This window comes from Rhodococcus sp. NPDC056960 (assembly GCF_042674125.1).
Classification (GTDB): Bacteria; Actinomycetota; Actinomycetes; order Mycobacteriales; family Mycobacteriaceae; genus Rhodococcus_F.
This window is the reverse complement of sequence record NZ_JBHURF010000002.1, coordinates 374,898-395,960: the sequence shown is the minus strand read 5'-3', so window position 1 is coordinate 395,960 and position 21,063 is coordinate 374,898. Positions and strand designations below refer to the sequence as shown.

Below are 21,063 nucleotides of genomic sequence, written 5' to 3'. Positions count from 1 at the left end.
TGGGGGTAGGGGGCATCGCCTCGGGTGGGTCCCGAGGTCTGGGGTCGTGCGGGGTCAGCTGACGGTGGTGGTCCGGTGGCGGTCGCGCAGTCCGGGCTTGTCGATCTTGCCGACGGGGTTGCGCGGCAACGCGTCGACGACGTGAATGGCCACGGGCAGTTTCACTTTCGTGAGCCGGCCGCGGAGGTGCTCAACGAGGTGTCCGTCGGTGACGGCGCTGTCGGGGTAGGTGACGACGTAGGCGACCGGCACCTCGCCGTACACCTCGTGCGGTGCACCGATCACGGCCGCCTCGAGCACGCCGTCGTGCGTGGCGAGGGCGTTCTCGATCTCCTTGGGGTAGATGTTCTCGCCGCCGCGGATGATCATGTCCTTGATCCGGTCGACGAGGGTGAGATAGCCGTCCTCGTCGAGGCGGCCGACGTCGCCGGTGTGCAGCCAGCCGTCGACGACCGTGCGTCCGGTCTCCTCGGGGCGTCCGCGGTAGCCGCGCATGACGTTCGGGCCCGCGACGAGCACCTCGCCGGTGGCGCCGACGGGCAGATGCTCGCCGTCGGGTCCGGCGATCGCGATCCGCTGTCCGGGCAGGGCCGGTCCGACGGTGCCGAGTTTGCGGACCCCGCCGGGCGGGTTGCACGCCGACGCGCACGTGCCCTCGGTGAGCCCGTACCCCTCGACGATGACGAGCCCGAACCGCTGCTCGGCGCGGTCGAGGAGTTCCCTGGAGATCGGTGCCGCGCCGCAGACCGCGAACCGCAGCGAGGAGGTGTCGCCGACGATCTCCTGGGAGGTCAGCAGCGCGTAGATGGTCGGGACGGCGGAGAAGTACGTGGGCCGCAGCCGGGCGACGTCGTCGAAGAACCGGGCCGGCGAGAAGCGTCCGGTGACGCTCAACTGTCCCCCGGCCAGCATCGGGGCGAGGAAGCTGACGCAGATCGCGTTCACGTGGAAGAGCGGCAGAATGAGCAGGCAGTGATCGTCGGCGGTGAGCGAGAAGTGCTGCACCATAGACGAACTCATGAACTGGAGATTGTCGTGGGTGAGCATGACGCCCTTGGGGCGTCCGGTCGACCCCGACGTGTAGATCAGCAGGGCGACGCCGTCGCCGGACGTGCCGATGTCGGGAACCCAGCCCGGCCGCGGGGTGGTGGCCATGTCCGCGACTGCGATCGTCGGGCGGCCGCCGGACGGGAAGTCGGGACCCTCGTTGACGACGAGCGCGGCGCCGGCGTCGTCGAACTGGTACTCCGCCTCCACGGCGGTGAACGTGGGATTGACCGGAGTCGCTGTCGCGCCGATCCGCCACGCAGCCATCAGGGCGACGAGGAGTTCCACCCGGTTGGGCAGCATCACCGCGACGACATCTCCAGAGCGGACGCGGCGAGCGGACAGTTGCGCCGCGAACGCGTCCACCCGGTCGGCGAACTGCCGGTAGGTGAGGTGGAGGTGGTCGTCGCGCACGCACGATGCGTCACCGTGTGCAGTCGCGAGGTCCCAAGCGAAATAGCCGATATCCGACACTGTTTCGATCCCCTTCAGTGGTGGTGTGATCCACGACACTATGCAGGGGATGTGGGGTGCGAAATATTCCGTGGGGCTCGAGTTCGCAGAGGGATTTGTCCGCCGGGGACAAGGCGCTCCGCGCCCGTGCGCCTTTCTGGTTCCAGCTACCAAAAAGGCGCACGGGCGGCGGAGCCGCCTACGCCCGGCTGAGGATCGCCTGCAGGTCGGCGGTGGGGGCGAGGGTGCCGTATTCGTGGGTGCGGTCGGGGCCGAGGCGGGCGTCGACGAAGGCGTCGGCGACGGCGGCGGGCGAGAACCGGGTGAGCAGCGACGCCTGCAGGGCGAGGGCCATTGACTCGACGACGGTCCGGGCGCGCAGTTGGGCGGCGGCGGGGTCGAGGCCGGCGAGGTCGCCGAGCTGGCGACGGACCCGGTCGAGGTGCGCGTCCAGCAGGGTGCTGCTACCGCGGGCCAGGTTCACCTCGGCGTCGAAGGCGGCGACGCTGTCGGGTTCGCGGGTCATTGCGCGCAGCACGTCGAGGGCGATGACGTTGCCCGACCCCTCCCACACGGCCATGACGGGCTGCTCGCGGTAGCGGCGGGCGAGCGGGAAGTCCTCGGTGTAGCCGTTGCCGCCCAGGCATTCCAGCGCCTCGTAGGCGTGGTGCGGTCCGCGCTTGCAGATCCAGTACTTCGCGACCGCGGTCGCGAGGCGACGGAAGCTGCGTTCCTGCTCGCTCGCGTCTTCGTCGTGCGCGCGGGCGAGGCGGAGGGCGGTGACGGTCGCCGCCTCGGACTCGAGCGCGAGGTCGGCGAGCACCGATGTCATGGCCGGCTGATCCGCCAGCACGGCACCGAACGCCGACCGGTGCCGCGCGTGCCACACGGCCTCGGCCACCGACTGCCGCATGCCCGCGGCGCTGCCGAGCACGCAGTCGAGGCGGGTGCGCGCGACCATCTCGATGATGGTGCGCACCCCACGACCGGGTTCGCCGACCATCACGCCGACGGTGCCGTCGAGCTCGATCTCCGACGACGCGTTCGACTTGTTGCCCAGCTTGTTCTTCAGTCGCTGAATGCGGAAGACGTTGCGGGTGCCGTCGGGCAGGATCCGCGGCAGCAGGAAGCACGAGAGAGCCTCGCCGCCTTGGCCTTCCGCCTGCGCGAGCACGAGGAATGCGTCGGACATCGGGGCCGAGCAGAACCATTTGTGACCGGTGAGCAGGTAGTCGGCGCCGGGACCGCCGCGCCCGGCGGGTGTCGCGACGGTGGTGTTGGCCCGGACGTCCGAGCCGCCCTGCTTTTCCGTCATCGACATGCCGAAGATCGCGGACGCCTTGCCCGGGGCGTCGAGTTCGGGGGTGTAGCTGCGGGACAGGGCCCGCGGCTTCCAGATCGCGGCGACGTCGGGTTGCAGGTCGAGGGAGGGGATGACGGCGTTGGTCATCGAGATCGGGCAGGAGTGCCCGGGTTCGATCTGCGCGAACATCATGAAAGCGGCTGCGCGCGCGACGTTCGCGCCCGGTTTCGGGTCGGCCCACGCCGACGTGTGCGCCCCGTGCGCGATCGCCGCGGAGATGATCCGGTGATAGGCCGGGTGGTACTCGACCTCGTCGATCCGGTTGCCCCAGCGGTCGAACGTCTTCAGTTCCGGGATGATCGTGTTGGCGAGTTCGGCGTCGTGCTGGAAGGTGGCGCTGCCGACCAGTTCGCCGATGTCGGCGAGCTCCGCGGCGGCCCAGTCGGCGTCGTGGCGGCGCACACCCTCGGACAGGACCGTGTCGAGGGTGAACTCGTTGACGTCGGTGCGGGGCACCGACTGGTTGAGCACGGTGTGCGTCCGGTGGGGTGCGGGATGGGTGATGCGGTTGTCGGAGACGGAAGTCATGGTGGTGCCCTTCCCCAGGTGAGTGGCAAAGCGTGCTGGAGCACAACGCGCCGCTCACGTGGTCAGTCGATGGAGGTGTTGAGGACGGTCTCGGGGATCTGCAGGTTCGCGAAGATGACGGCGACGGCCTCCTCGAGCGAGTAGCCGAAGCTCTCGCCGGTGGCGGTCTTCTGGATGACCAGGCCGAAGATCGCCGACCAGAAGGCCTTCGCCTCCACGTCGATGCCCGCGCGCAGTTGCCATCCGGTGCGCATCAGTGTGCGGATGAGCGCGTCCTCGCCCGACGAGTGCAGCGTGCGGAGGGTGTCGGTGATGAGGTCGCGCAGTTCGCCGCGGCGGCCGGTCATGAGCATCGCCTCGACGAACAGTTCGACGCTGGGCGCGCCGGGTCCGAGGAGGGAGCCGACGAGTTTCTCCGTGTAGTCGCCGACGGTCTCCGCGGTGGCCGCGTCGTCCTCGGCCCGCTTGCCGGCCCGCAGCACGGCGGCGCAGGCGACCTCGACGAAGAGTCGCTCCTTGGAACCGTAGTAATAGGTCACCTGGTTGGGGTGGGCTCCCGCGGCCGCGCAGATCTGCGCGATCGGGACGCCGTCGCCGTGTTCGAGGAAGAGTCCAGTGGCGGCCGTGAACAGGGCGTCGCGGGTCTGCCGACCGGACTCCCGGGTTGCGCGCGCCGCTCTGCCCGTCTGCACCATGACTGCCGCCCCTCATTGTTTGTACGACAAACAATAACTCTTCTTTGTTTGTATGACAAACAAGGAGAGTGACGGGCGTCGCCCCGGACGTCCACCGACCCCGGAAAACCCGGATGCCAGGGTTACGCTGCTCATCATGTTTTCTTCCGTCGGGCCGAAGATCCGTGTGGTGGTGGCGCTACTGCTCACCGCCCTGCTGGCGCTGACCCTGTCGTCCTGTTCCAGTGACGGCAGTTCGTCGGGATCGGCGCCGCAGGATCTCTGTTCGCCGCCGGGAGTCGGGGCCGCCACCGCGGCGCCCACCAACCTCGACGCGGCCGCCGCGGCCGGCGCCGAGGACAAATACACCACCCCCGGCGTCACTCCCCTCGACCAGATCGACACGTCCAAGCTGAACCTGATCACCCCGGGAGTGCTGACCGTCGGCACCCTGTCCGACGCCCCGCCCAGCATCTGCGTCAACTCGGACAACCAGTTCACCGGATACGACAACGAACTCCTGAAGGCCGTCGCGGCCAAACTCGGTCTCCGAGTCGACTTCGTCGGCACCGAGTTCGCCGGACTGCTCGCCCAGGTGGCCGGGCGCCGGTTCGACGTCGGATCGTCGTCCATCACCACGACGGACGAGCGCCGCAACACCGTCGGCTTCACCAACGGCTACGACTTCGGCTACTTCTCACTCGTCGTCCCCAACGGCGGACCGATCCAGGGCTTCGACGACCTGAACGCGTCCACCCGCATCGGTGTCGTCCAGGGCACCGTGCAGGACGACTACGTGGTGAACACCCTGAAACTCGATCCGGTGAAGTTCCCCGACTACGCCACCGCGTACGCGAACCTCAAGTCCGGGCAGATCGACGCGTGGGTGGCGCCGTCGCAGCAGGCCGAGGGGGCCATCGCACCCGGCGACCCCACGTCGATCGTGCAGAACACGTTCAGCGTCAACAACTTCGTCGGCTGGGCCGTCGCGAAGGAGAACCAGCCGCTGATCGATGCGCTGAACTCCGGTCTCGACGCCACCATCGAGGACGGCACCTGGGCCGAGCTGTACTCCGACTGGGTGCCCCGCGAACTTCCGCAGGGCTGGAAGCCGGGCAGCAAGGCTGCGCCGATGCCCGACCTTCCCGACTTCGCCGCGCTCGCCGCCCAGAACGCGGGCAACACGACCGAAGCCCCCGTCGCCGAACCCAAGTCGACACTCCAGCAACTGAAGGACACGTTCTTCGACTGGGACCTCTACACGCGCGCGTTCCCCGACCTGCTGAAGACCGGTCTGCCGAACACGCTCATCCTCGCGTTGGCGTCGGGCATCGTCGGCACCGTCCTCGGCATGCTCCTCGCGATGGCGGGCATCTCCCGCACCCGCTGGCTGCGCTGGCCGGCCCGCGTCTACACGGACGTGTTCCGCGGCCTGCCTGCCGTGGTCATCATCCTCATCGTCGGACTCGGCGCCGGACCCATCGTCAAGGGCCTCACCGGCAACAACCCGTACTGGCTCGGCGCGGCCGCGCTGTCGCTGCTGGCGTCCGCGTACATCGGTGAGATCTTCCGGTCCGGCATCCAGAGCGTCGAACCCGGACAGCTCGAGGCGTCCCGGGCGCTCGGCTTCAGCTACCGGAAGTCGATGTCGCTGGTGGTCGTTCCGCAGGGTGTGCGACGGGTTCTGCCCGCGCTGATGAACCAGTTCATCTCCCTGATCAAGGACTCGTCGCTGATCTACTTCCTCGGTCTCCTCGTCAGTCAGCGTGAACTGTTCGCCGTCGGCCGCGACCTCAACGCGCAGACCGGAAACCTGTCACCGCTCGTCGCCGCCGGCCTGTTCTACCTGGCGCTGACCATCCCGCTGACGCACCTCGTCAACTACATCGACAACCGTCTGCGCACCGGCCGCGCCGACACGTCCGGCACGCTCGATCCGGTGGAACAGTCCATCGTCGTGGAAAGGGGATAGGGCGATGGCCGTCTCTCTCACTGGAACCAACCTGCACCTCGCGTTCGGCACCAACCAGGTGCTGCGCGGCGTCGACCTCCACGTCGACGCCGGGAACACCGTCACCGTCATCGGACCGTCCGGTTCCGGCAAGTCCACCCTGCTGCGCGTCCTCAACCGGTTGCACGAACCCGACCAGGGCGACGTCCTCCTCGACGGCAAGTCCGTGCTGAAGGACAACCCCGACAAGCTTCGGCAGCGGATCGGGATGGTGTTCCAGCACTTCAACCTGTTCCCGCACAAGACCGTCGTCGACAACATCGCCCTCGGGCCCCGCAAGCTCAAGGGAATGTCCAAGGACGAGGCGCGGTCGGTGGCGCTCGAGCAACTCGAACTCGTCGGCCTCGCCAACAAGGCCGATTCACGCCCCGGCAACCTCTCGGGCGGGCAGCAGCAGCGGGTCGCGATCGCCCGCGCGCTGGCGATGAAGCCCGAGGTGATGTTCTTCGACGAGGCCACGTCCGCACTCGACCCCGAACTGGTGAAGGGCGTCCTCGCCCTGATGGCCGACCTCGCCAAGGGCGGCATGACGATGGTCGTCGTCACGCACGAGATGGGCTTCGCCCGCGAAGTGTCCGACACCGTGCTGTTCATGGACCACGGTGCCGTCGTCGAGACCGGCAAACCCGACCAGCTGTTCGACAAGCCCGAAACCGAACGGCTGCAGCAGTTCCTGTCGCAGGTGCTGTAGGCCGCTGCGCGGCTCGTGCGCCTTTTTGGTAGCTGGAACAACCAGAAAGGCGCACGGGCGGCGGAGCCGCCTACCGGGTCATCGCCCGGATCCGCCTGGCCGCGACGGAGATCAGCGCCAGCGTGGGTTCGGTGGCGACCTCCGATTCGATTTCGGTGAGCAGGGCCCGCGCGCGGGCGAGACGGGCAGCGTTGTGCTGCTCCCACTGGTCGACCTTGTCGGACGCGTCGTCACCGGGCTCGCTGACGGACAGCGCGTCGAGGGTGATCGCGCGCAGCGAGCTGTAGAGGTCGTCGCGCAGGGCCAGTCGCGCGAGGGCGTGCCACCGGTCCAGCCGGGGCAGGGCCGTGACCGCCGTGAGTGCGGTGTTGATGTGCAGGTGCGCCGACAGCGCGAAATACAGTTCGGCGACGTCCTCCGCGCGGTGCTGGGAGATCTCCGCGATGTCCACGATGTCGAGGAGGCAGTACGTGTGCAGGAGATCCGCGACGTCGGCGGCGATTCCGGGTTCCGCACCCCGCGACGTCAGGGCCTCGGTGCGACCCTCGACCGCGGTGATCTCGTCGCCCTGCAGCCATTCCCGCACGCGCGGACCGAGTTCGCGGACCACCGGCCGGTAACGGGCGATCGTGGCCTCGAGCGGCAGCGGTTGCGGGCGGTGCGTGGTCAGCCACCGCGACGCCCGGTCGATCAGCCGCTGGGTCTGCACCGTCAGCGCGTTCGTCCCGGTGGCCGGCGTCGTGTCTGCGGCCGCCCGGATCCTGTCGAAAGTCGCTCCGAGGTCGAAGATCTCGGTGACTGCCGTGAAGGCGTTCACCGCCTCCGCGGAGTCGGCGCCCGTCTCTTCGCGCAGGCGGAAGGCAAACGTCATCCCGGCACGGTCGACCATGTCGTTGACCACCGACGTGGTGACGATCTCCCGGCGCAGCGGGTGCACGGCGACCGTGTGCGCGTACTCGCGGCCGAGCCGCGGCGGGAAGTAGCTGTGGAGCCGGCCGGCGTAGACCCGGTTGTCGGGCAGTGTCGTGCCCGACACCTCGCTCTTGATGAACCGCTTGACCTGCGCGGTGAGCTGCGCCAGTTCGGGACTCGTCAGTCCCTTCTGCTCGCGTTCGAGCGCACCGAATTGCGCGGACGTCGGGAGCACGTCGATGGCACGGTCCACGTGTCCGCGCCGTTCCAGGTCGTCGACCATGCGGGAGTGGAAGCTGACGAGCGTGCCCGCCTGCGCCCGGTTGAGGCTCATCATCTCGTTCTGGCTGCGGTTGTCGGCGAGGACGAGCCTGCTGACGTCGTCGGTCATGTCGGACAGCAGTTCTCGACGGTCCTGCGCGGCGAGGGTGTTGTCCGCGGTGGCACCGGCGAGAGCGATCTTGATGTTGACCTCGTGGTCGGAGCAGTCGACGCCGGCCGAGTTGTCGAGCGCGTCGGTGTTGACGCGACCGCCGTTGCGCGCGTACTCGATCCGGCCGAGCTGGGTCAGTCCGAGGTTGCCGCCCTCGCCGACCACCCGGACGCGAAGCGCGGGCGCGTCGAGCCGGACTGCGTCGTTCGACTTGTCGCCGACGTCCGCGTGGCTTTCCGTCGTCGCCTTGACGTAGGTGCCGACCCCGCCGTTCCACAGCAGGTCCGCGGGCGCACCGAGGACGGCGCGGACGAGTTCGACGGTGGTGAGCGCCCGATCGGTTTCGATGCCCAGCGCGCGCCGGGCCTGGGGGGTGAGGCGCACCGACTTCGCCGACCGGTCGACGATCATGGCGCCCTCGCTCAGGACCGCGCCGTCGTAGTCCTTCCAGCTGGACCGGCCGAGCGCGAAGAGCCGTGCGCGCTCGTCCCACGACCTCTGCGGGTCGGGATCGGGGTCGATGAAGACGTGGCGATGGTCGAACGCCGCGATCAGCCGGATGTGCGGGCTGAGCAGCATCCCGTTTCCGAAGACGTCGCCGCTCATGTCGCCGATGCCGACGACGGTGAAGTCGTCGGTGCGGGTGTCGACGCCCATCTCCCGGAAGTGCTGCAGCACGCTCTCCCACGCGCCGCGCGCGGTGATGCCCATCGCCTTGTGGTCGTAGCCGACGGACCCGCCCGACGCGAATCCGTCACCGAGCCAATAGTTCCGGTCGAGTGCGATCGAGTTGGCGACGTCCGAGAACGCGGCCGTCCCCTTGTCGGCGGCGACCACGAGGTACGTGTCGTCGCCGTCGCGCCGGACGATGCCCTCCGGCGCCTGCACCTGACGGGTGGTGATGTCGAGGTTGTCCGTCATGTCGAGGAGGCTCGAGATGAACTCGCGGTAGCAGGAGATGCCCGCCGCGAGCAACGCCTCCCGGTCGGCGGCGGCGTCACCGGTCGGCGCGGGCGGGTTCTTGACGACGAATCCGCCCTTCGCTCCCGCCGGCACGATGACGGCGTTCTTGACGGCCTGCGCCTTGACGAGTCCGAGTATCTCGGTGCGGAAGTCGTCGCGGCGATCGGACCACCGGATGCCACCGCGGGCGACGTCGTCGAATCGCAGGTGTACACCCTCCACGCGGGGCGAGTACACGTAGGCCTCGTATTTCGGCCTCGGCAGCGGCAATTCGTCGATCGACGAGGAATCGAACTTGAACGCGAGAGCGCGCTCGGGCCGGCGGTCACCGGCGTAATAGGTGGTGCGGGTGGTTGCACGGATCAGGGAGAGCAGCGCCCGCAGGATCCGGTCGGCGTCGATCCCGGCGACCGCGTCGATCGCGTCCCCGATGCGGACCTCCAGGGCGTCCTCCGCGGCGGCATCGCGGGCCACGTCCGGGTCGAGTCGGAGTGCGTGCAACTCGACGAGGAGTTGCGTGATCGCGGTGTTGCCCAGAAGAACTCGTTCGACGTTGCTGCGGCTGTACGGGAGTCCGGCCTGGCGCAGGTACGCGGCGTACGCACGGAGAACGGTGACCTGACGCCACCCGAGCCCGGCGTGCAGGACGAGAGCGTTGAACCCGTCGACCTCGGTCTCCCCCGTCCACGCCGCCCGGAACGCGTCCGCGATCCGGCTGTCGCGGGTGCTGCCGTGGCCGTGGCCGTCCGTGACGGCGACCAGATCGACGGTGAGGTCGTAGATCCAGGCGCGGTGCCCGTCCGGCCGGGTCAGCGCTGCCGGCCGTTCGTCGAGGGCGTTGACGCCCAGGCTGGACAGGATCGGCAGAACCTCGTTGAGCGGCGCGGGTTTTCCGACGGCGTAGATCTTGAGGTTCTCGTACGGGGCGGACGCCGCGGTGGTGGTGAACGTCAGCGCCACGCTGTCGACGTCGAGTCGTTCCACCTCACCGATGTCGCGGATCGCCTGCGTCGGATCGGTTTCGGTGGCGTAGCTGATCGGCAGCGCGGACGCGTAGTGACGCGCGACCGCGGCATCCGCGCGATGCGGCTCCGTGAGCAGCGTGCTGCGCCACAGCTCGTGGGACCAGGGTGTGTCGAGTTCCGTACCGAGACTGTTCATGACGATGGGGTGATCTCCTGTTGTGGAATCGGAAACGAAGCCGATCAGGCAGTGATGAAGCGAATCAGTTGACCGGGGCGGGCCTGCGCGATCCGGTCGATGTCCTCGTCGGCGACGACGCCGATGACGGGGTACCCGCCGGAGATGGGGTGGTCCGGGAGGAATACGACGGGCTGCCCGCTCGGCGGAACCTGGATGGAACCGAGTGCGACACCCTCGGTGGGGAGCTCGGCGTCGGACTTCCGCACCAGCGGGGGCGCGTCGCCGTGCCGGTTGAGGCGGGCGCCGATGCGGTCGGTGTCCGGGGAGACAGCCCACGCGCCCGTGATCAGGGCCTCCGGGTTGGTGAACCAGTCGTCGCGGGGGCCGCCGATGACGCGCACCGACAGCATTCCCGGGTCCATCGGGGGGACGGGTGCGACGTCGACGTTCGGGAAGCTTCTCGCCTCGGTGCCGACGGGGAGAACGTCGTTGGGTTTCAACGCTTCCGGGCCGATCCCCGACAGCGTGTCGCTGCTGCGGGAGCCGAGCACCTCCGGCACCGCGACGCCGCCGCGGATCCCCACGTAGCAACGGAGACCGACCGGCGCGTACTGCAACCGCAGCGTCTCCCCCGGCTGCATCACGATGACGCTCGCGTGGCCCATCGGGATTCCGTCGAGCAGCGCCGTCGCGGGTGCACCGGTGACGGCGACGGTCGTCACCGCATGCGCGCGCAGGGCGAGCCCGCCCATCAGCACCTCGATGCAGGCGCTGTTCTCGTCGTTGCCGACGAGACGATTCGCCAGCTTCGCGGACCCGCGGTCGGCGGCGCCGGACACGCCCACTCCCGAACTCAGGTAACCGGGGCGGCCGAGATCCTGGATCAGGCTGAGCGGTCCCGTTTCGAGTACTTCGAGTTCACTCACAGCGTTTCCTCGTCGACGAATCGGACGCGGCGTCCCGGCTGCAGTAGCGCCGGGGGTTGCGCGTCGAGGTTCCACATCGGGGAGTCCGTGGTTCCGATGATCTGCCATCCGCCGGGCGACGACCGCGGATACACCGCGCCGTACCCGCCGGCGAGGGCCACGGACCCGGCGGGCACCACGGTGCGGGACTGGGCGCGGCGGGGCACGGTGAGCCGGTCGTCGCCGCAACTCAGATACCCGAAACCCGGTGCGAATCCGATGAACACACAGCGCCAGACGGCGGACGTGTGGGCGGCGATCACGTCCTCGCGGCTCAGCCGCAGGTGGTCGGCGACGTCGCCGAGATCGGCGCCGTCGTAGCGGACGGGGATCGTGACCGGTTCGGTGTCGGACACGCCGGTGGGGGCGTCGTCGTCGAGATCGACGGTCATCGTCCGCAGCGCGCGGCGCACCTCGTCGAGGTCGGTCCGCGGCGCGGTGGTGACGAGCACGGTGCGCGCGGCGGGAAGGACGTCCTCCACACCGGGCACCGGGGTGCGGCGGAGACGTTCGGTCAACGACACGACCTGGGGTTCCGACTCCAGTTCGACGAGCAGGGCGCGGGTGCCCGCCGGGAGGATCCGGGTGGTGGTCATGTGAAGGATCCGAGCGTGACGTCGGCAGTCTGCAGGGCCTGACGGACCCGGCGCGCGGTGTCCACGGACCCGGGCGAGTCGCCGTGGACGCAGATGCTCTGCACCGCGACCGCCACCTGCGCCCCGTCGAGCGCCTCCACCGTTCCGGTGGACGCCATCCGCACGGCCTGCGCGGCGGCGACGTCGGGATCGTCGATGACGGCGCCGGTCACCGAACGCGGCGTCAGCGTGCCCGCGGCGGTGTAGCGGCGGTCGGCGAACCCTTCGGCGACGAACTCGATGCCGTGGGTCTCCGCGGCACGTTGCAGCTGCGAGCCGGGTTGCCCCATGAGCGCGAGCGGTTCGGTGAACTCGTCGATGGCCGACGCGACCGCGTCGGCCCGGTCGTAATCGAGCGCCGCGGAATTGTAGAGCGCGCCATGCGGTTTGACGTACGTCACCGACGATCCGGCGGCGCGGGCGAATCCGGCGAGCGCGCCGATCTGGTAGAGCGTCTCGTCGCGCAGATCCGCGGCCGACACGGCGAGTTCGCGTCGTCCGAACCCGGCCAGGTCCCGGAACCCCACGTGCGCACCGATCGCGACCCCGCGTGCGGCGGCGTTCTCACAGGCCCGGCGGATGTTCATCGGATCTCCCGCGTGAAACCCGCACGCGATGTTGGCGCTGGTGACGATGTCGAGGAGTGCCTCGTCGTCGGCGAGCCGCCACTGCCCGAAGCCCTCGCCGAGGTCACAGTTCAGGTCAATGCGCATCGGGGACCTCCAGGACGTACTCGCTGTCCGGGGTGTCGGTGATCAGCATGTAACCGGGCGCGTGGGTGATCGCGAACGGCAATCGCGACGCCATCACCGCCGCCTGCGGGGTGACCCCGCACGCCCAGAACATCGGCACGTCGCCGGGCTCGAATGTCACCGGATCGCCGAAGTCGGGGGCCGTGACGTCGGCGATGCCGAGTTCCGCGGGATCACCGATGTGCACGGGTCCACCGTGGACGGCGGGCATCCGTGCCGAGATCGACGCCGCGAGCGACACCTGATGTTCGGGGACGGGACGCATCGACACGACCATCGGTCCGCTCATCCGTCCGGCGGTCCGGCATTCGCGGTTGGTCACGAACATCGGGACGTTGCTGCCCTGCTCGACGTGCCGGAGCGGCACACCGGCAGCGGCCACCGGGTGCTCGAACGTGAAACTGCACCCGATGTGGAAGGCGACCAGGTCGTCGCGCCACAGCGCCGACACGTCCGCGGTCTCCTCGGCCAGTTCGCCGTCCTTCCACACCCGGTACAACGGCAGGTCGGTGGTGATGTCGGCGCCGGGGGCGAGCATCGTCTCCCGGGAACCGACGTCGCCGACGTCGAGGACGGGGCACGGCTTGGGGTTCCGTTGCGTGAACAGCAGGACGTCGTAGGCCCAGTCCTCCGGGACGGCGATGAGATTCGTCTGCGCGAATCCGGGTGCCAGACCGGCGGTCGGGGTGATGCGTCCCGAGCGGAACGCGGATCGGAGGTCGGTCGGCGAGTCAGGCAAGTTCGCTCCCGCGGGTCTCGGGGAGGAAGAACAGGGCGATGACGGCGATGGCGTAGCCGAGCGCACCGAAGATCATCGCGCCGCCGATCCCCAGCTGGGTGGCTGCCAGGAACCCGACGACCGCGGGGAACACGGCACCGACCGCACGGCCGAAGTTGTACGTGAAGCCCTGGCCGGTGCCGCGGGCGTGCGTCGGGTACAGCTCGGACAGGAACGATCCGAATCCGCTGAAGATCGCCGACGTGCAGAAGCCGAGCGGGAAGCCCAGGATGAGGATCAGCGTGTTCGCGCCCTCCGGCACCTGGGTGTAGCCGACCATGAAGATCGCCGACAGGAACGCGAACAGCTGCATGGTCCGTTTGCGGCCCAGCTTGTCGGTGAGGATGCCGCCGCTGATGTAGCCGAGGAACGCGCCGGAGATGAGGATCGCCAGGTATCCGCCGGTGCCGACGACGTCGAGTCCGCGCGAGTTCTTGAGGAACGTCGGCAGCCAGGACGCCAGCGTGTAGTAGCCGCCCTGCACGCCGGTGGCCAGCAGCGACGCGAATACGGTGGTGCGGATCAGCCGGCCGCGGAAGATGGCGGCGAACGAGCCGGTCTCCTTGCCCGCGGACTCGCGACGTTCCGTGACGACCTCGGGGTCCTTCAGATTCCGGCGCACCCAGATGATGAGGAAGGCGGGCAGGACACCGGTGAAGAACAGCACGCGCCATGCGACGTCGGGGTCGAACAGCTGGAAGACGATGGTGTAGACGATCACGGCCAGTGCCCAGCCGACGGCCCACGCACTCTGCACGAAGGCGACGGCCCGGCCGCGGTACTCGGCGCGGGCGTATTCGGCCACGAGGATCGCGCCCGCCGCCCACTCACCGCCGAAGCCGAGGCCCTGGAAGGCGCGGAAGACGAGCAGAGTCTCGAAGTTCTGCGCGAAACCGCACAGCACCGTGAAGACCGTGTACGTCGCGACGGTGACCTGCAGCGTCCGGACCCGGCCGATCTTGTCGACGAGGACTCCGGCGAGGGCGCCACCGAGTGCCGACACCACCAGCGTCACCGTCGTCAGCAGGCCCGCCTGGCCGGTGGTGAGGCCGAAGTAGGCGGCGATCGCCGCGAGGCCCAGCGGGAGAACCTGGAAGTCGTAGGAGTCGAGCCCGTATCCGCCGAACGCGCCGACGAAGGCTCTTTTTCCCTTCGGCCCGAGGGTGCGGAACCAGTCGAAGGGGCGCGCCTGCGCGACCTCGGTCTGTGTATCTGTGGTCATGGCACCTCGCCTGAAGAAGGGATGTAACCGCCCTCACGTTACAAATCGTTCAACGATCCTGCAATACCCTGAGAGGATCGTTTAACATGGAGAGCATCGCGGAGCCGAGCTCACAACTATGATTGCGGTCGAGATCGAACCTGAGGAGTGGACTTGACCAGCTCGAATGCCCTTCGCGGCGATGCGCATTCCCGCCTGGCCGCTCACCGCGGCCTGCTCGAACGCACCAGCAGGACCACCCGGGTCGCGGGAATTCTGCGTGACGAGATCATCGACGGAACGTTCCGGCCTGGGGTGAGACTCTCCGAGCCCGACATCTGCGCCGCCCTCGACGTCTCCCGCAACACCGTCCGCGAGGCCTTCCAGATCCTGATCGAAGACCGCCTGGTGGCGCACGAACTCAACCGCGGCGTCTTCGTCCGCGTCCCCACGGCCGAGGACATCACCGAGCTCTACATCTGCCGCCGCGTCGTCGAGTGCGCCGGCGTCAACGGATTCGACCCCGAGACCGGCGACCTGTCCGGCGTCGCCGAGGCCCTGAACCTTGCCGACGAGCGCCACGCCGTCGAGGACTGGACCGGCGTCGGCACCGCCGACATCTACTTCCACACCGCCCTCGCCAGCCTCAACAACAGCAGCCGCATCGACGAACTGATGCGCAGCGTGTGGAACGAGGCGCGGCTCGTCTTCCACGTCATGGACGACGCCCACCGATTCCACGGGCCCTACCTCACCCGTAACCACGAAATCTACGACGCCCTGGCGGCCGGCAACACCGAAGCCGCAGGTCAGCTACTCAAGACCTACCTCGAAGACGCCGAGGCGCAGATCCTGGAGGCGTACTGAGGCGCTTCGCGCTCGTGCGCCTTTCTGGTAGCTGGAGCAACCACAAAGGCGCACAGGCGCGGAGCGCCTACCGGATCAGCCCGTAGAAGCCCTCGATGTGCTCCCGCACGAGGCGGGCGGCGTCGGCGCCGTGCCCGGAACGCAGAGCGGCGACGATGCCGCGATGCTCGCAGCGCAGGCCCGTCGCGACCGCGGGCCAGTCGTCGAGGAGCGGAACGGCGTCCATGACGTAACCGTGGATGGAGTCGCGGAGCGAGGCCATCATCGCCTCGACGAGGACGTTGCCCGCGAGACCGGCCATCGCGACGTGCAGGTCCGCGTCGAGCCGGTGGAACGCCTCCGGGGAGAGACCCTCGTCGTCCATCGCGTCGAGCAGCGAGTCGATGGCGGAGAAGTCGAGGTCGCGGGACCGTTCGGCGGCCTCCTGCACCGCCCACGACTCGAGCAGTGTGCGAGTCTGGACGACGTCGCGGATCGGCAGCGTGCGCGTCGCCATGTGCAGCCTGAGGGCGGCGCCGATGGACGCGGCTGGGTCGGCGGCCACGATCGCGCCTGCGTCCGGACCCGATCCGACCGCCGTCCGCACGATGCCCATCGCCTCGAGCACGCGCATGGCCTCGCGGACGGACGAGCGTCCGACGCCGAGTTCCTCCGCGAGCGCCCGTTCGGCGGGCAACCGGCCGCCGACCGTGAGTTTGCCGGCCGCCAGATCCTGCTCGATGCGGTGCAGGACGACCTCGTGTGTGCGCACGATCGAAGTTTACCTGGTGTGGTCTGACCACAGTGCGCTACTGTGGTCAGACCACAGCCCAGCCCGGTTGGAGTACCCGATGAGAATCGCCCTGTTCGCCACGTGCCTGGCGGATGCCCTGTTCCCCGAATCCGCCGCCTCCACGGTTCGCCTCCTCGAGCGGCTCGGCCACGAGATCGTGTGCCCGCCCAAGCAGACGTGTTGCGGGCAGATGCACGTCAACACCGGCTACCAGGCCGAGGCGTTGCCGCTCGTGCGTCACCACGTGGCGGCGTTCGAAAGCGGACCGTCCTGGGACGTCGCCGTGGCCCCGTCCGGGTCGTGCGTCGGATCCGTCCGGCACCAGCACGCGATGGTCGCCCGCCGGTACGGGGACGAAACCCTCGCCACGCGCGCCGAGGAGATCGCGTCCCGGACATACGAGCTGTCCGAACTGCTCGTCGACGTCCTCGGCGTCACCGACGTCGGCGCCTACTACCCGCACCGGGTCACGTACCACCCGACGTGCCACTCGCTGCGAATGCTGCGCGTCGCCGACAAGCCGCTGCAACTGCTGCGCGCGGTGCGCGGGATGACGCTGATCGAACTCCCCGCAGCCGAATCGTGTTGCGGTTTCGGCGGAACGTTCGCGCTGAAGAACTCCGAGACGTCGACCGCGATGCTCGCCGACAAGATGGGCAACGTCCTGAGCACCGGCGCCGAGGTGTGCAGCGCCGGCGACTCGTCCTGCCTCATGCACATCGGCGGCGGACTGTCCCGGCTGCGCAGCGGCGTCCGCACCGTCCATCTCGCCGAGATCCTGGCGAGCACCGAGAAGATCGGGAGCCCAGCATGACCACGTTCCTCGGCTCACCCACCTTTCACGCGGGCACCGGAAACATTCGGGGCACAGAGTCTTTCCCCGACGCCGCGCGGAAATCCCTCGCCGACACCCAGCTGCGGGCCAACCTCGGCGCGGCCACCACCACCATCCGCAACAAGCGGATCGCGGCGATCGCCGAGGTCGACGACTGGGAGGAACTGCGGCGGGCGGGCAGTGCCCTGAAGGCGGACGTGATGGCGCGGCTCCCCGAACTGCTCGTGCAGTTCGAGGAGAACGTCACCGCCCGCGGCGGCACCGTCCACTGGGCGCGCGACGCGGAGGAGGCGAACCGGATCGTCACCGACCTCGTCCGGGCCACCGGTTCCGACGAGGTCGTGAAGGTCAAGTCCATGGCCACCCAGGAGACGGGCCTCAACGAGCACCTCGAGGAGAACGGGATCGCGGCGATCGAGACCGACCTCGCCGAACTCATCGTCCAACTCGGCGAGGACAAGCCGAGCCACATCCTCGTCCCCGCCATCCACCGCAACCGCGCCGAGATCCGGGAGATCTTCCTGAAATCCATGCCCGGCATCGACCCGGACATCACCGACGACCCCCGGGCGCTGGCGATGGCCGCGCGGGCGCACCTTCGGCGAAAATTTCTGTCCGCCAAGGTCGCCGTCAGCGGCGCGAACTTCGGTGTCGCCGAGACCGGGACCCTGGCGGTGGTGGAGTCGGAGGGCAACGGACGGATGTGCCTGACCCTGCCCGACACCCTCATCACGCTGATGGGCATCGAGAAACTGGTGCCGTCGTTCACCGACCTGGAGGTGTTCATGCAACTGCTCCCCCGGTCGTCCACCGCCGAGCGGATGAACCCGTATACGTCCATGTGGACGGGGGTGCATCCCGGCGACGGGCCGCAGAACTTCCACGTCGTCCTCCTCGACAACGGACGCACCAACGTCCTCGCGGACGAGGTGGGGCGGTCCGCGCTGCACTGCATCCGCTGCAGCGCGTGCCTGAACGTGTGCCCCGTGTACGAGCGGGCGGGCGGTCACGCCTACGGGTCGGTGTATCCGGGCCCGATCGGCGCGATCCTCAGCCCGCAACTCACCGGGACCACCGGTCACGACGACCCGAACGCCTCCCTACCGTTCGCGTCGACGCTGTGCGGCGCCTGCTTCGACGCCTGCCCGGTGCGCATCGACATCCCCGGCATCCTCGTGCACCTGCGCGCGGAACAGGTCGACTCCGAGCGGCACGGGCTGCCGGGCGGCCAGGACCTCGCGATGAAGGCGGCGGGTTTCGTGATGGGGTCGGAGAAACGGTTCGCCGCCGCGGAGACCGTGTCCAAGGTCGGCCGGGTGCTGGGCGGAAAGAAGGGGCGCATCACGTCGTTGCCGTACCCGGGTTCGAAATGGACCGGCAGCCGCGACCTGCCCGCCCCGCCGAAGGAAACGTTCCGGCAATGGTGGGCCCGCACCCACGAGGACGGTGAGAAGTGAACGCCCGCGCAGAGATCCTGAGCCGCATTCGCCACGCGATCGGCGACACCCCGGCGAGCCCACCGGTTCCCCGCGACTACCACCGTGACGCGGTGACCGGCCCCGGGGACGTCGAGTTGTTCGCCCACACCGTCGACGACTACCGCGCGCAGGTCCACCGCGCCGACGAGAGCACCGTCGCCGAGATCGTCACCGGGCTGATCGCCGAGGGGGCGCGCGCCGTGGTCCCACCGGACCTGCCGCAGTCGTGGCGGCCCCGGGGGGACGTCGTCGTCGACGGGGCGCCCACCGCACTGACGACGCTCGAACTCGACGCACTCGACGTCGTGGTCACCGGGTGCACCCTCGGGATCGCCGCCACCGGGACGATCGTCCTTGACGGCGGGCCGGGCCAGGGGCGGCGAGCGCTGACCCTGGTCCCGGACCACCACATCTGCATAGTGCGCACCGATCAGATCGTCGACACCGTGCCGCAGGCCTTTCAGACCCTCGATCCGGCGAAACCCCTGACGTTCATCAGCGGCCCCAGTGCCACCAGCGACATCGAACTCAACCGCGTCGAGGGCGTCCACGGTCCCCGGGTGCTGGACGTCGTGATAGTGCGCTGACGCGCCTGTGCGCCCTTTTGGTAGTTCCAGCTACCAAAAAGGCTCACGGGGCGCGGAGCGCCCTCGCGGCGAGATCGACGACGGCGCGGACGATCTCCCGGCCGCCGAACATGACGTCGTCGTTGTGCCCCGCACCTACCAGCACGACGGTGTCGACGTCGCCGAGCGCCGCTTCGGCGACGCGGGCGCTCTGCTCCGGTGGCACGACGGTGTCCGCCGTCCCGTAGACCACGGTGGTGGGCACGTCGATGCGTGCGACGTACTCGGCGACGGGAAAACGGTCGCGCAGCAGCAACCCGACCGGCAGAAACGGGTAGTGGTGACCGCCGACGGCGGCGAGGTCGACGAACGGGGAACGGAGCAACAGCCCCGCGGGCGGCTGCTCGGTGGCGAGTTCGGTGACGACGCCGGTGCCGAGGCTTTCCCCGAGGTAGAGCAGCCGGTCCGGCGGAACGCGACGTTCGTCGACGAGGTGCCGGCGAGCGGCCCGGACGTCGAGGGCCAGCCCCTCCTCGCTGGGGTGACCGGGGTTGCCGCCGTACCCGCGGTAGTCGAAGAGCAGCGTGGCGAATCCCGCGGCGGCGAGATCGGAGGCCAGCAGCGCCCGGTCGGCCCGGTTGCCGGCGTTCCCGGCGGCCACGAGGACGGTCATGCGCGGCTCGCCGACCGCGGCCGGGACGTACCAGGCCCCGAGTTCGAGGCCATCCGAAGTGGTCAGCGTGACCTCCTCCGCCCCGGCGACCATCCGGCCGGCGGGCGGAACCGGGGTGTCATCGGGGTAGTAGATCAGTTTTCGCTGCAGCACCCACGCGGCGGTACTCAGTAGTGCGACCACCGCGACCGCGATCATCACGACGCGAATCATTGCCGAATCGGCGCGCCCTGCCGGGTCCAGTCGAGCAACTCCTCCACGGGCAGCGTGTTGACCACGTCCGACGGTTCGACTCCGCGTTCGGCGGCCCGCTCGCAGGCGTAACCCTGCCACGCGAGCTGACCGGTGGTGTGCGCGTCGGTGTCGATGGAGAACAGGCAGCCGCTGTTCAGGGCCAGATCGATCAGCCGTCCCGGCGGGTCGCGCCGCTCGGGGCGGGAGTTGATCTCGACCGCGGTGCCGTACTCGCGGCACGCGTCGAAGACCCGTTCCGCGTCGAACTTCGATTCGGGCCGTGGTCCCCGGGTGCCCTCGACGAGCCGGCCGGTGCAATGCCCCAGGACGTCGACGTGCGGCGACTTGACGGCCTGCAGCATCCTCTTGGTCGTCGTCGCGCGGTCGGTGTCCAGATGCGAGTGCACGCTGGCCACCACGATGTCGAGGTCGGCGAGCAGGTCGTCGTCCTGATCGAGGGACCCGTCGACGAGGATGTCGACCTCGATGCCGGTGAGCACCCGGAACGGCGCGAGCTCGACGTTCAGTTCCGCGACCACGTTCAGCTGGGTGAGCAGTTGCTCCGACGACAGCCCGTTCGCGACGGTCAGCCGCGGCGAGTGGTCGGTGATCGCGCAGTACTCGTGACCCAGCGCGGCGGCCCGGCGCATCATCTCCCGGATCGGGCACCGGCCGTCGGACCAGTCCGAATGGGTGTGCAGATCACCGCGGAGGGCCTCGAGCAGCTCCGTTCCGCCGAGCCCGATCGGCTCCGCGGACCCGCGGAGGTACAGCAGATACAGCGGCACCGCAGTGGCGCACTCACGGATGATGGCGGCGGGCTCGGACTCGATGTCGGGCGGTGCCGTCCAGCCGACCTCCTCGAGGTCGGCGAGCTGCTCGGGGGTCGAGTAGGCGACCGCGTCGGCGGCCCGCCGGAAGGCGGCAATCCTTTGGGCCTCGTCACGCGAGCGCTCCAGCCAGAACGCAATTTCCCGCAGCGCTTCGACGGGGTCCATCTATCCATGGTGCACGGCTACCGGGCTGCTGGCTAGACGCAATTTCCTCACGACTTAGGGTCGCCTCGTTGTCCGCACGTTCATACAAACG

18 protein-coding genes are annotated in these 21,063 nt (G+C 69.1%); 6 read left to right on the top strand and 12 right to left on the bottom strand.

What is annotated here, in order from left to right:
* Positions 1-54 precede the first annotated feature (54 nt).
* From ACFTWF_RS04820 to ACFTWF_RS04810, 3 genes are all read right to left on the bottom strand, one after another.
* Positions 55-1,521 carry a class I adenylate-forming enzyme family protein gene (locus ACFTWF_RS04820; protein ID WP_378460127.1) on the bottom strand — a complete coding sequence of 489 codons (1,467 nt, stop codon included), beginning with the start codon at positions 1,519-1,521 and terminating at the stop codon, positions 55-57.
* Between the two features lie 178 nt (positions 1,522-1,699).
* The gene (locus tag ACFTWF_RS04815; RefSeq protein ID WP_378460126.1) at positions 1,700-3,391 is read right to left on the bottom strand and encodes an acyl-CoA dehydrogenase family protein; all 1,692 of its coding nucleotides are present in this window, start codon (positions 3,389-3,391) and stop codon (positions 1,700-1,702) included.
* Between the two features lie 62 nt (positions 3,392-3,453).
* Positions 3,454-4,086 (bottom strand): TetR/AcrR family transcriptional regulator C-terminal domain-containing protein, encoded by a 633-nt coding sequence (locus ACFTWF_RS04810; RefSeq protein WP_378460125.1) that lies wholly within the window; start codon positions 4,084-4,086, stop codon positions 3,454-3,456.
* Positions 4,087-4,222: 136 nt separating this feature from the next.
* Between ACFTWF_RS04810 and ACFTWF_RS04805 the strand changes: the two genes are divergently transcribed.
* Both ACFTWF_RS04805 and ACFTWF_RS04800 read left to right on the top strand, forming a co-directional pair.
* Positions 4,223-6,037 (top strand): ABC transporter substrate-binding protein/permease, encoded by a 1,815-nt coding sequence (locus tag ACFTWF_RS04805; RefSeq protein ID WP_378460124.1) that lies wholly within the window; start codon positions 4,223-4,225, stop codon positions 6,035-6,037.
* Positions 6,038-6,041: 4 nt separating this feature from the next.
* Positions 6,042-6,767, top strand: a complete 726-nt coding sequence (locus ACFTWF_RS04800; RefSeq protein ID WP_185726562.1) for an amino acid ABC transporter ATP-binding protein — start codon at positions 6,042-6,044, stop codon at positions 6,765-6,767.
* Between the two features lie 70 nt (positions 6,768-6,837).
* Here ACFTWF_RS04800 and ACFTWF_RS04795 read toward each other — a convergent pair whose 3' ends face one another.
* The 6 genes from ACFTWF_RS04795 to ACFTWF_RS04770 are packed head-to-tail and all read right to left on the bottom strand — an operon-like array spanning position 6,838 to position 14,570.
* Positions 6,838-10,236: an NAD-glutamate dehydrogenase domain-containing protein gene (locus ACFTWF_RS04795; protein ID WP_378460123.1), complete on the bottom strand. Its 3,399-nt coding sequence runs from the start codon at positions 10,234-10,236 to the stop codon at positions 6,838-6,840.
* Between the two features lie 44 nt (positions 10,237-10,280).
* The gene (locus ACFTWF_RS04790; protein WP_378460122.1) at positions 10,281-11,144 is read right to left on the bottom strand and encodes a biotin-dependent carboxyltransferase family protein; all 864 of its coding nucleotides are present in this window, start codon (positions 11,142-11,144) and stop codon (positions 10,281-10,283) included.
* Positions 11,141-11,779 carry an allophanate hydrolase subunit 1 gene (locus tag ACFTWF_RS04785; RefSeq protein WP_378460121.1) on the bottom strand — a complete coding sequence of 213 codons (639 nt, stop codon included), beginning with the start codon at positions 11,777-11,779 and terminating at the stop codon, positions 11,141-11,143. The genes ACFTWF_RS04790 and ACFTWF_RS04785 overlap by 4 nt, the downstream gene beginning before the upstream one ends.
* Positions 11,776-12,531: a LamB/YcsF family protein gene (locus tag ACFTWF_RS04780; RefSeq protein WP_378460120.1), complete on the bottom strand. Its 756-nt coding sequence runs from the start codon at positions 12,529-12,531 to the stop codon at positions 11,776-11,778. The genes ACFTWF_RS04785 and ACFTWF_RS04780 overlap by 4 nt, the downstream gene beginning before the upstream one ends.
* Positions 12,521-13,309, bottom strand: coding sequence for a putative hydro-lyase (locus tag ACFTWF_RS04775; protein WP_378460119.1), 789 nt, complete (start codon positions 13,307-13,309; stop codon positions 12,521-12,523). Before ACFTWF_RS04775 ends, ACFTWF_RS04780 begins: the two co-directional genes overlap by 11 nt.
* Positions 13,302-14,570, bottom strand: coding sequence for an MFS transporter (locus tag ACFTWF_RS04770; protein ID WP_378460118.1), 1,269 nt, complete (start codon positions 14,568-14,570; stop codon positions 13,302-13,304). The genes ACFTWF_RS04775 and ACFTWF_RS04770 overlap by 8 nt, the downstream gene beginning before the upstream one ends.
* A 147-nt stretch (positions 14,571-14,717) precedes the next feature.
* Between ACFTWF_RS04770 and ACFTWF_RS04765 the strand changes: the two genes are divergently transcribed.
* Complete coding sequence (locus ACFTWF_RS04765; RefSeq protein ID WP_378460117.1) at positions 14,718-15,416, top strand: GntR family transcriptional regulator; 699 nt, start codon at positions 14,718-14,720, stop codon at positions 15,414-15,416.
* A 67-nt stretch (positions 15,417-15,483) separates the two neighbouring features.
* Here ACFTWF_RS04765 and ACFTWF_RS04760 read toward each other — a convergent pair whose 3' ends face one another.
* Positions 15,484-16,167, bottom strand: coding sequence for a FadR/GntR family transcriptional regulator (locus ACFTWF_RS04760; RefSeq protein WP_378460116.1), 684 nt, complete (start codon positions 16,165-16,167; stop codon positions 15,484-15,486).
* Positions 16,168-16,246: 79 nt separating this feature from the next.
* Here ACFTWF_RS04760 and ACFTWF_RS04755 point away from each other — a divergent pair, with 79 nt between their 5' ends.
* The 3 genes from ACFTWF_RS04755 to ACFTWF_RS04745 are packed head-to-tail and all read left to right on the top strand — an operon-like array spanning position 16,247 to position 19,088.
* Positions 16,247-17,002 carry a (Fe-S)-binding protein gene (locus tag ACFTWF_RS04755; RefSeq protein ID WP_378460115.1) on the top strand — a complete coding sequence of 252 codons (756 nt, stop codon included), beginning with the start codon at positions 16,247-16,249 and terminating at the stop codon, positions 17,000-17,002.
* Positions 16,999-18,480, top strand: a complete 1,482-nt coding sequence (locus tag ACFTWF_RS04750; protein WP_378460114.1) for a LutB/LldF family L-lactate oxidation iron-sulfur protein — start codon at positions 16,999-17,001, stop codon at positions 18,478-18,480. Before ACFTWF_RS04755 ends, ACFTWF_RS04750 begins: the two co-directional genes overlap by 4 nt.
* Entirely contained in the window at positions 18,477-19,088 is a 612-nt protein-coding gene (locus ACFTWF_RS04745; RefSeq protein WP_378460113.1) for a lactate utilization protein C, read from the top strand. The genes ACFTWF_RS04750 and ACFTWF_RS04745 overlap by 4 nt, the downstream gene beginning before the upstream one ends.
* A gap of 43 nt (positions 19,089-19,131) precedes the next feature.
* Here ACFTWF_RS04745 and ACFTWF_RS04740 read toward each other — a convergent pair whose 3' ends face one another.
* Both ACFTWF_RS04740 and ACFTWF_RS04735 read right to left on the bottom strand, forming a co-directional pair.
* Entirely contained in the window at positions 19,132-19,953 is an 822-nt protein-coding gene (locus ACFTWF_RS04740) for an alpha/beta hydrolase (RefSeq protein WP_378460112.1), read from the bottom strand.
* Entirely contained in the window at positions 19,950-20,972 is a 1,023-nt protein-coding gene (locus ACFTWF_RS04735; protein WP_378460111.1) for a PHP domain-containing protein, read from the bottom strand. Before ACFTWF_RS04735 ends, ACFTWF_RS04740 begins: the two co-directional genes overlap by 4 nt.
* Positions 20,973-21,063 lie beyond the last annotated feature (91 nt).

Coding starts and splice junctions, on each gene's coding strand:
- ACFTWF_RS04805 (WP_378460124.1), top strand. CDS start 4,223: ATGTTTTCTTCCGTCGGGCCGAAGATCCGTGTGGTGGTGGCGCTACTG.
- ACFTWF_RS04800 (WP_185726562.1), top strand. CDS start 6,042: ATGGCCGTCTCTCTCACTGGAACCAACCTGCACCTCGCGTTCGGCACC.
- ACFTWF_RS04740 (WP_378460112.1), bottom strand. CDS start 19,953: ATGATTCGCGTCGTGATGATCGCGGTCGCGGTGGTCGCACTACTGAGT.
- ACFTWF_RS04785 (WP_378460121.1), bottom strand. CDS start 11,779: ATGACCACCACCCGGATCCTCCCGGCGGGCACCCGCGCCCTGCTCGTC.
- ACFTWF_RS04780 (WP_378460120.1), bottom strand. CDS start 12,531: ATGCGCATTGACCTGAACTGTGACCTCGGCGAGGGCTTCGGGCAGTGG.
- ACFTWF_RS04735 (WP_378460111.1), bottom strand. CDS start 20,972: ATGGACCCCGTCGAAGCGCTGCGGGAAATTGCGTTCTGGCTGGAGCGC.
- ACFTWF_RS04770 (WP_378460118.1), bottom strand. CDS start 14,570: ATGACCACAGATACACAGACCGAGGTCGCGCAGGCGCGCCCCTTCGAC.
- ACFTWF_RS04750 (WP_378460114.1), top strand. CDS start 16,999: ATGACCACGTTCCTCGGCTCACCCACCTTTCACGCGGGCACCGGAAAC.
- ACFTWF_RS04795 (WP_378460123.1), bottom strand. CDS start 10,236: ATGAACAGTCTCGGTACGGAACTCGACACACCCTGGTCCCACGAGCTG.
- ACFTWF_RS04755 (WP_378460115.1), top strand. CDS start 16,247: ATGAGAATCGCCCTGTTCGCCACGTGCCTGGCGGATGCCCTGTTCCCC.
- ACFTWF_RS04810 (WP_378460125.1), bottom strand. CDS start 4,086: ATGGTGCAGACGGGCAGAGCGGCGCGCGCAACCCGGGAGTCCGGTCGG.
- ACFTWF_RS04815 (WP_378460126.1), bottom strand. CDS start 3,391: ATGACTTCCGTCTCCGACAACCGCATCACCCATCCCGCACCCCACCGG.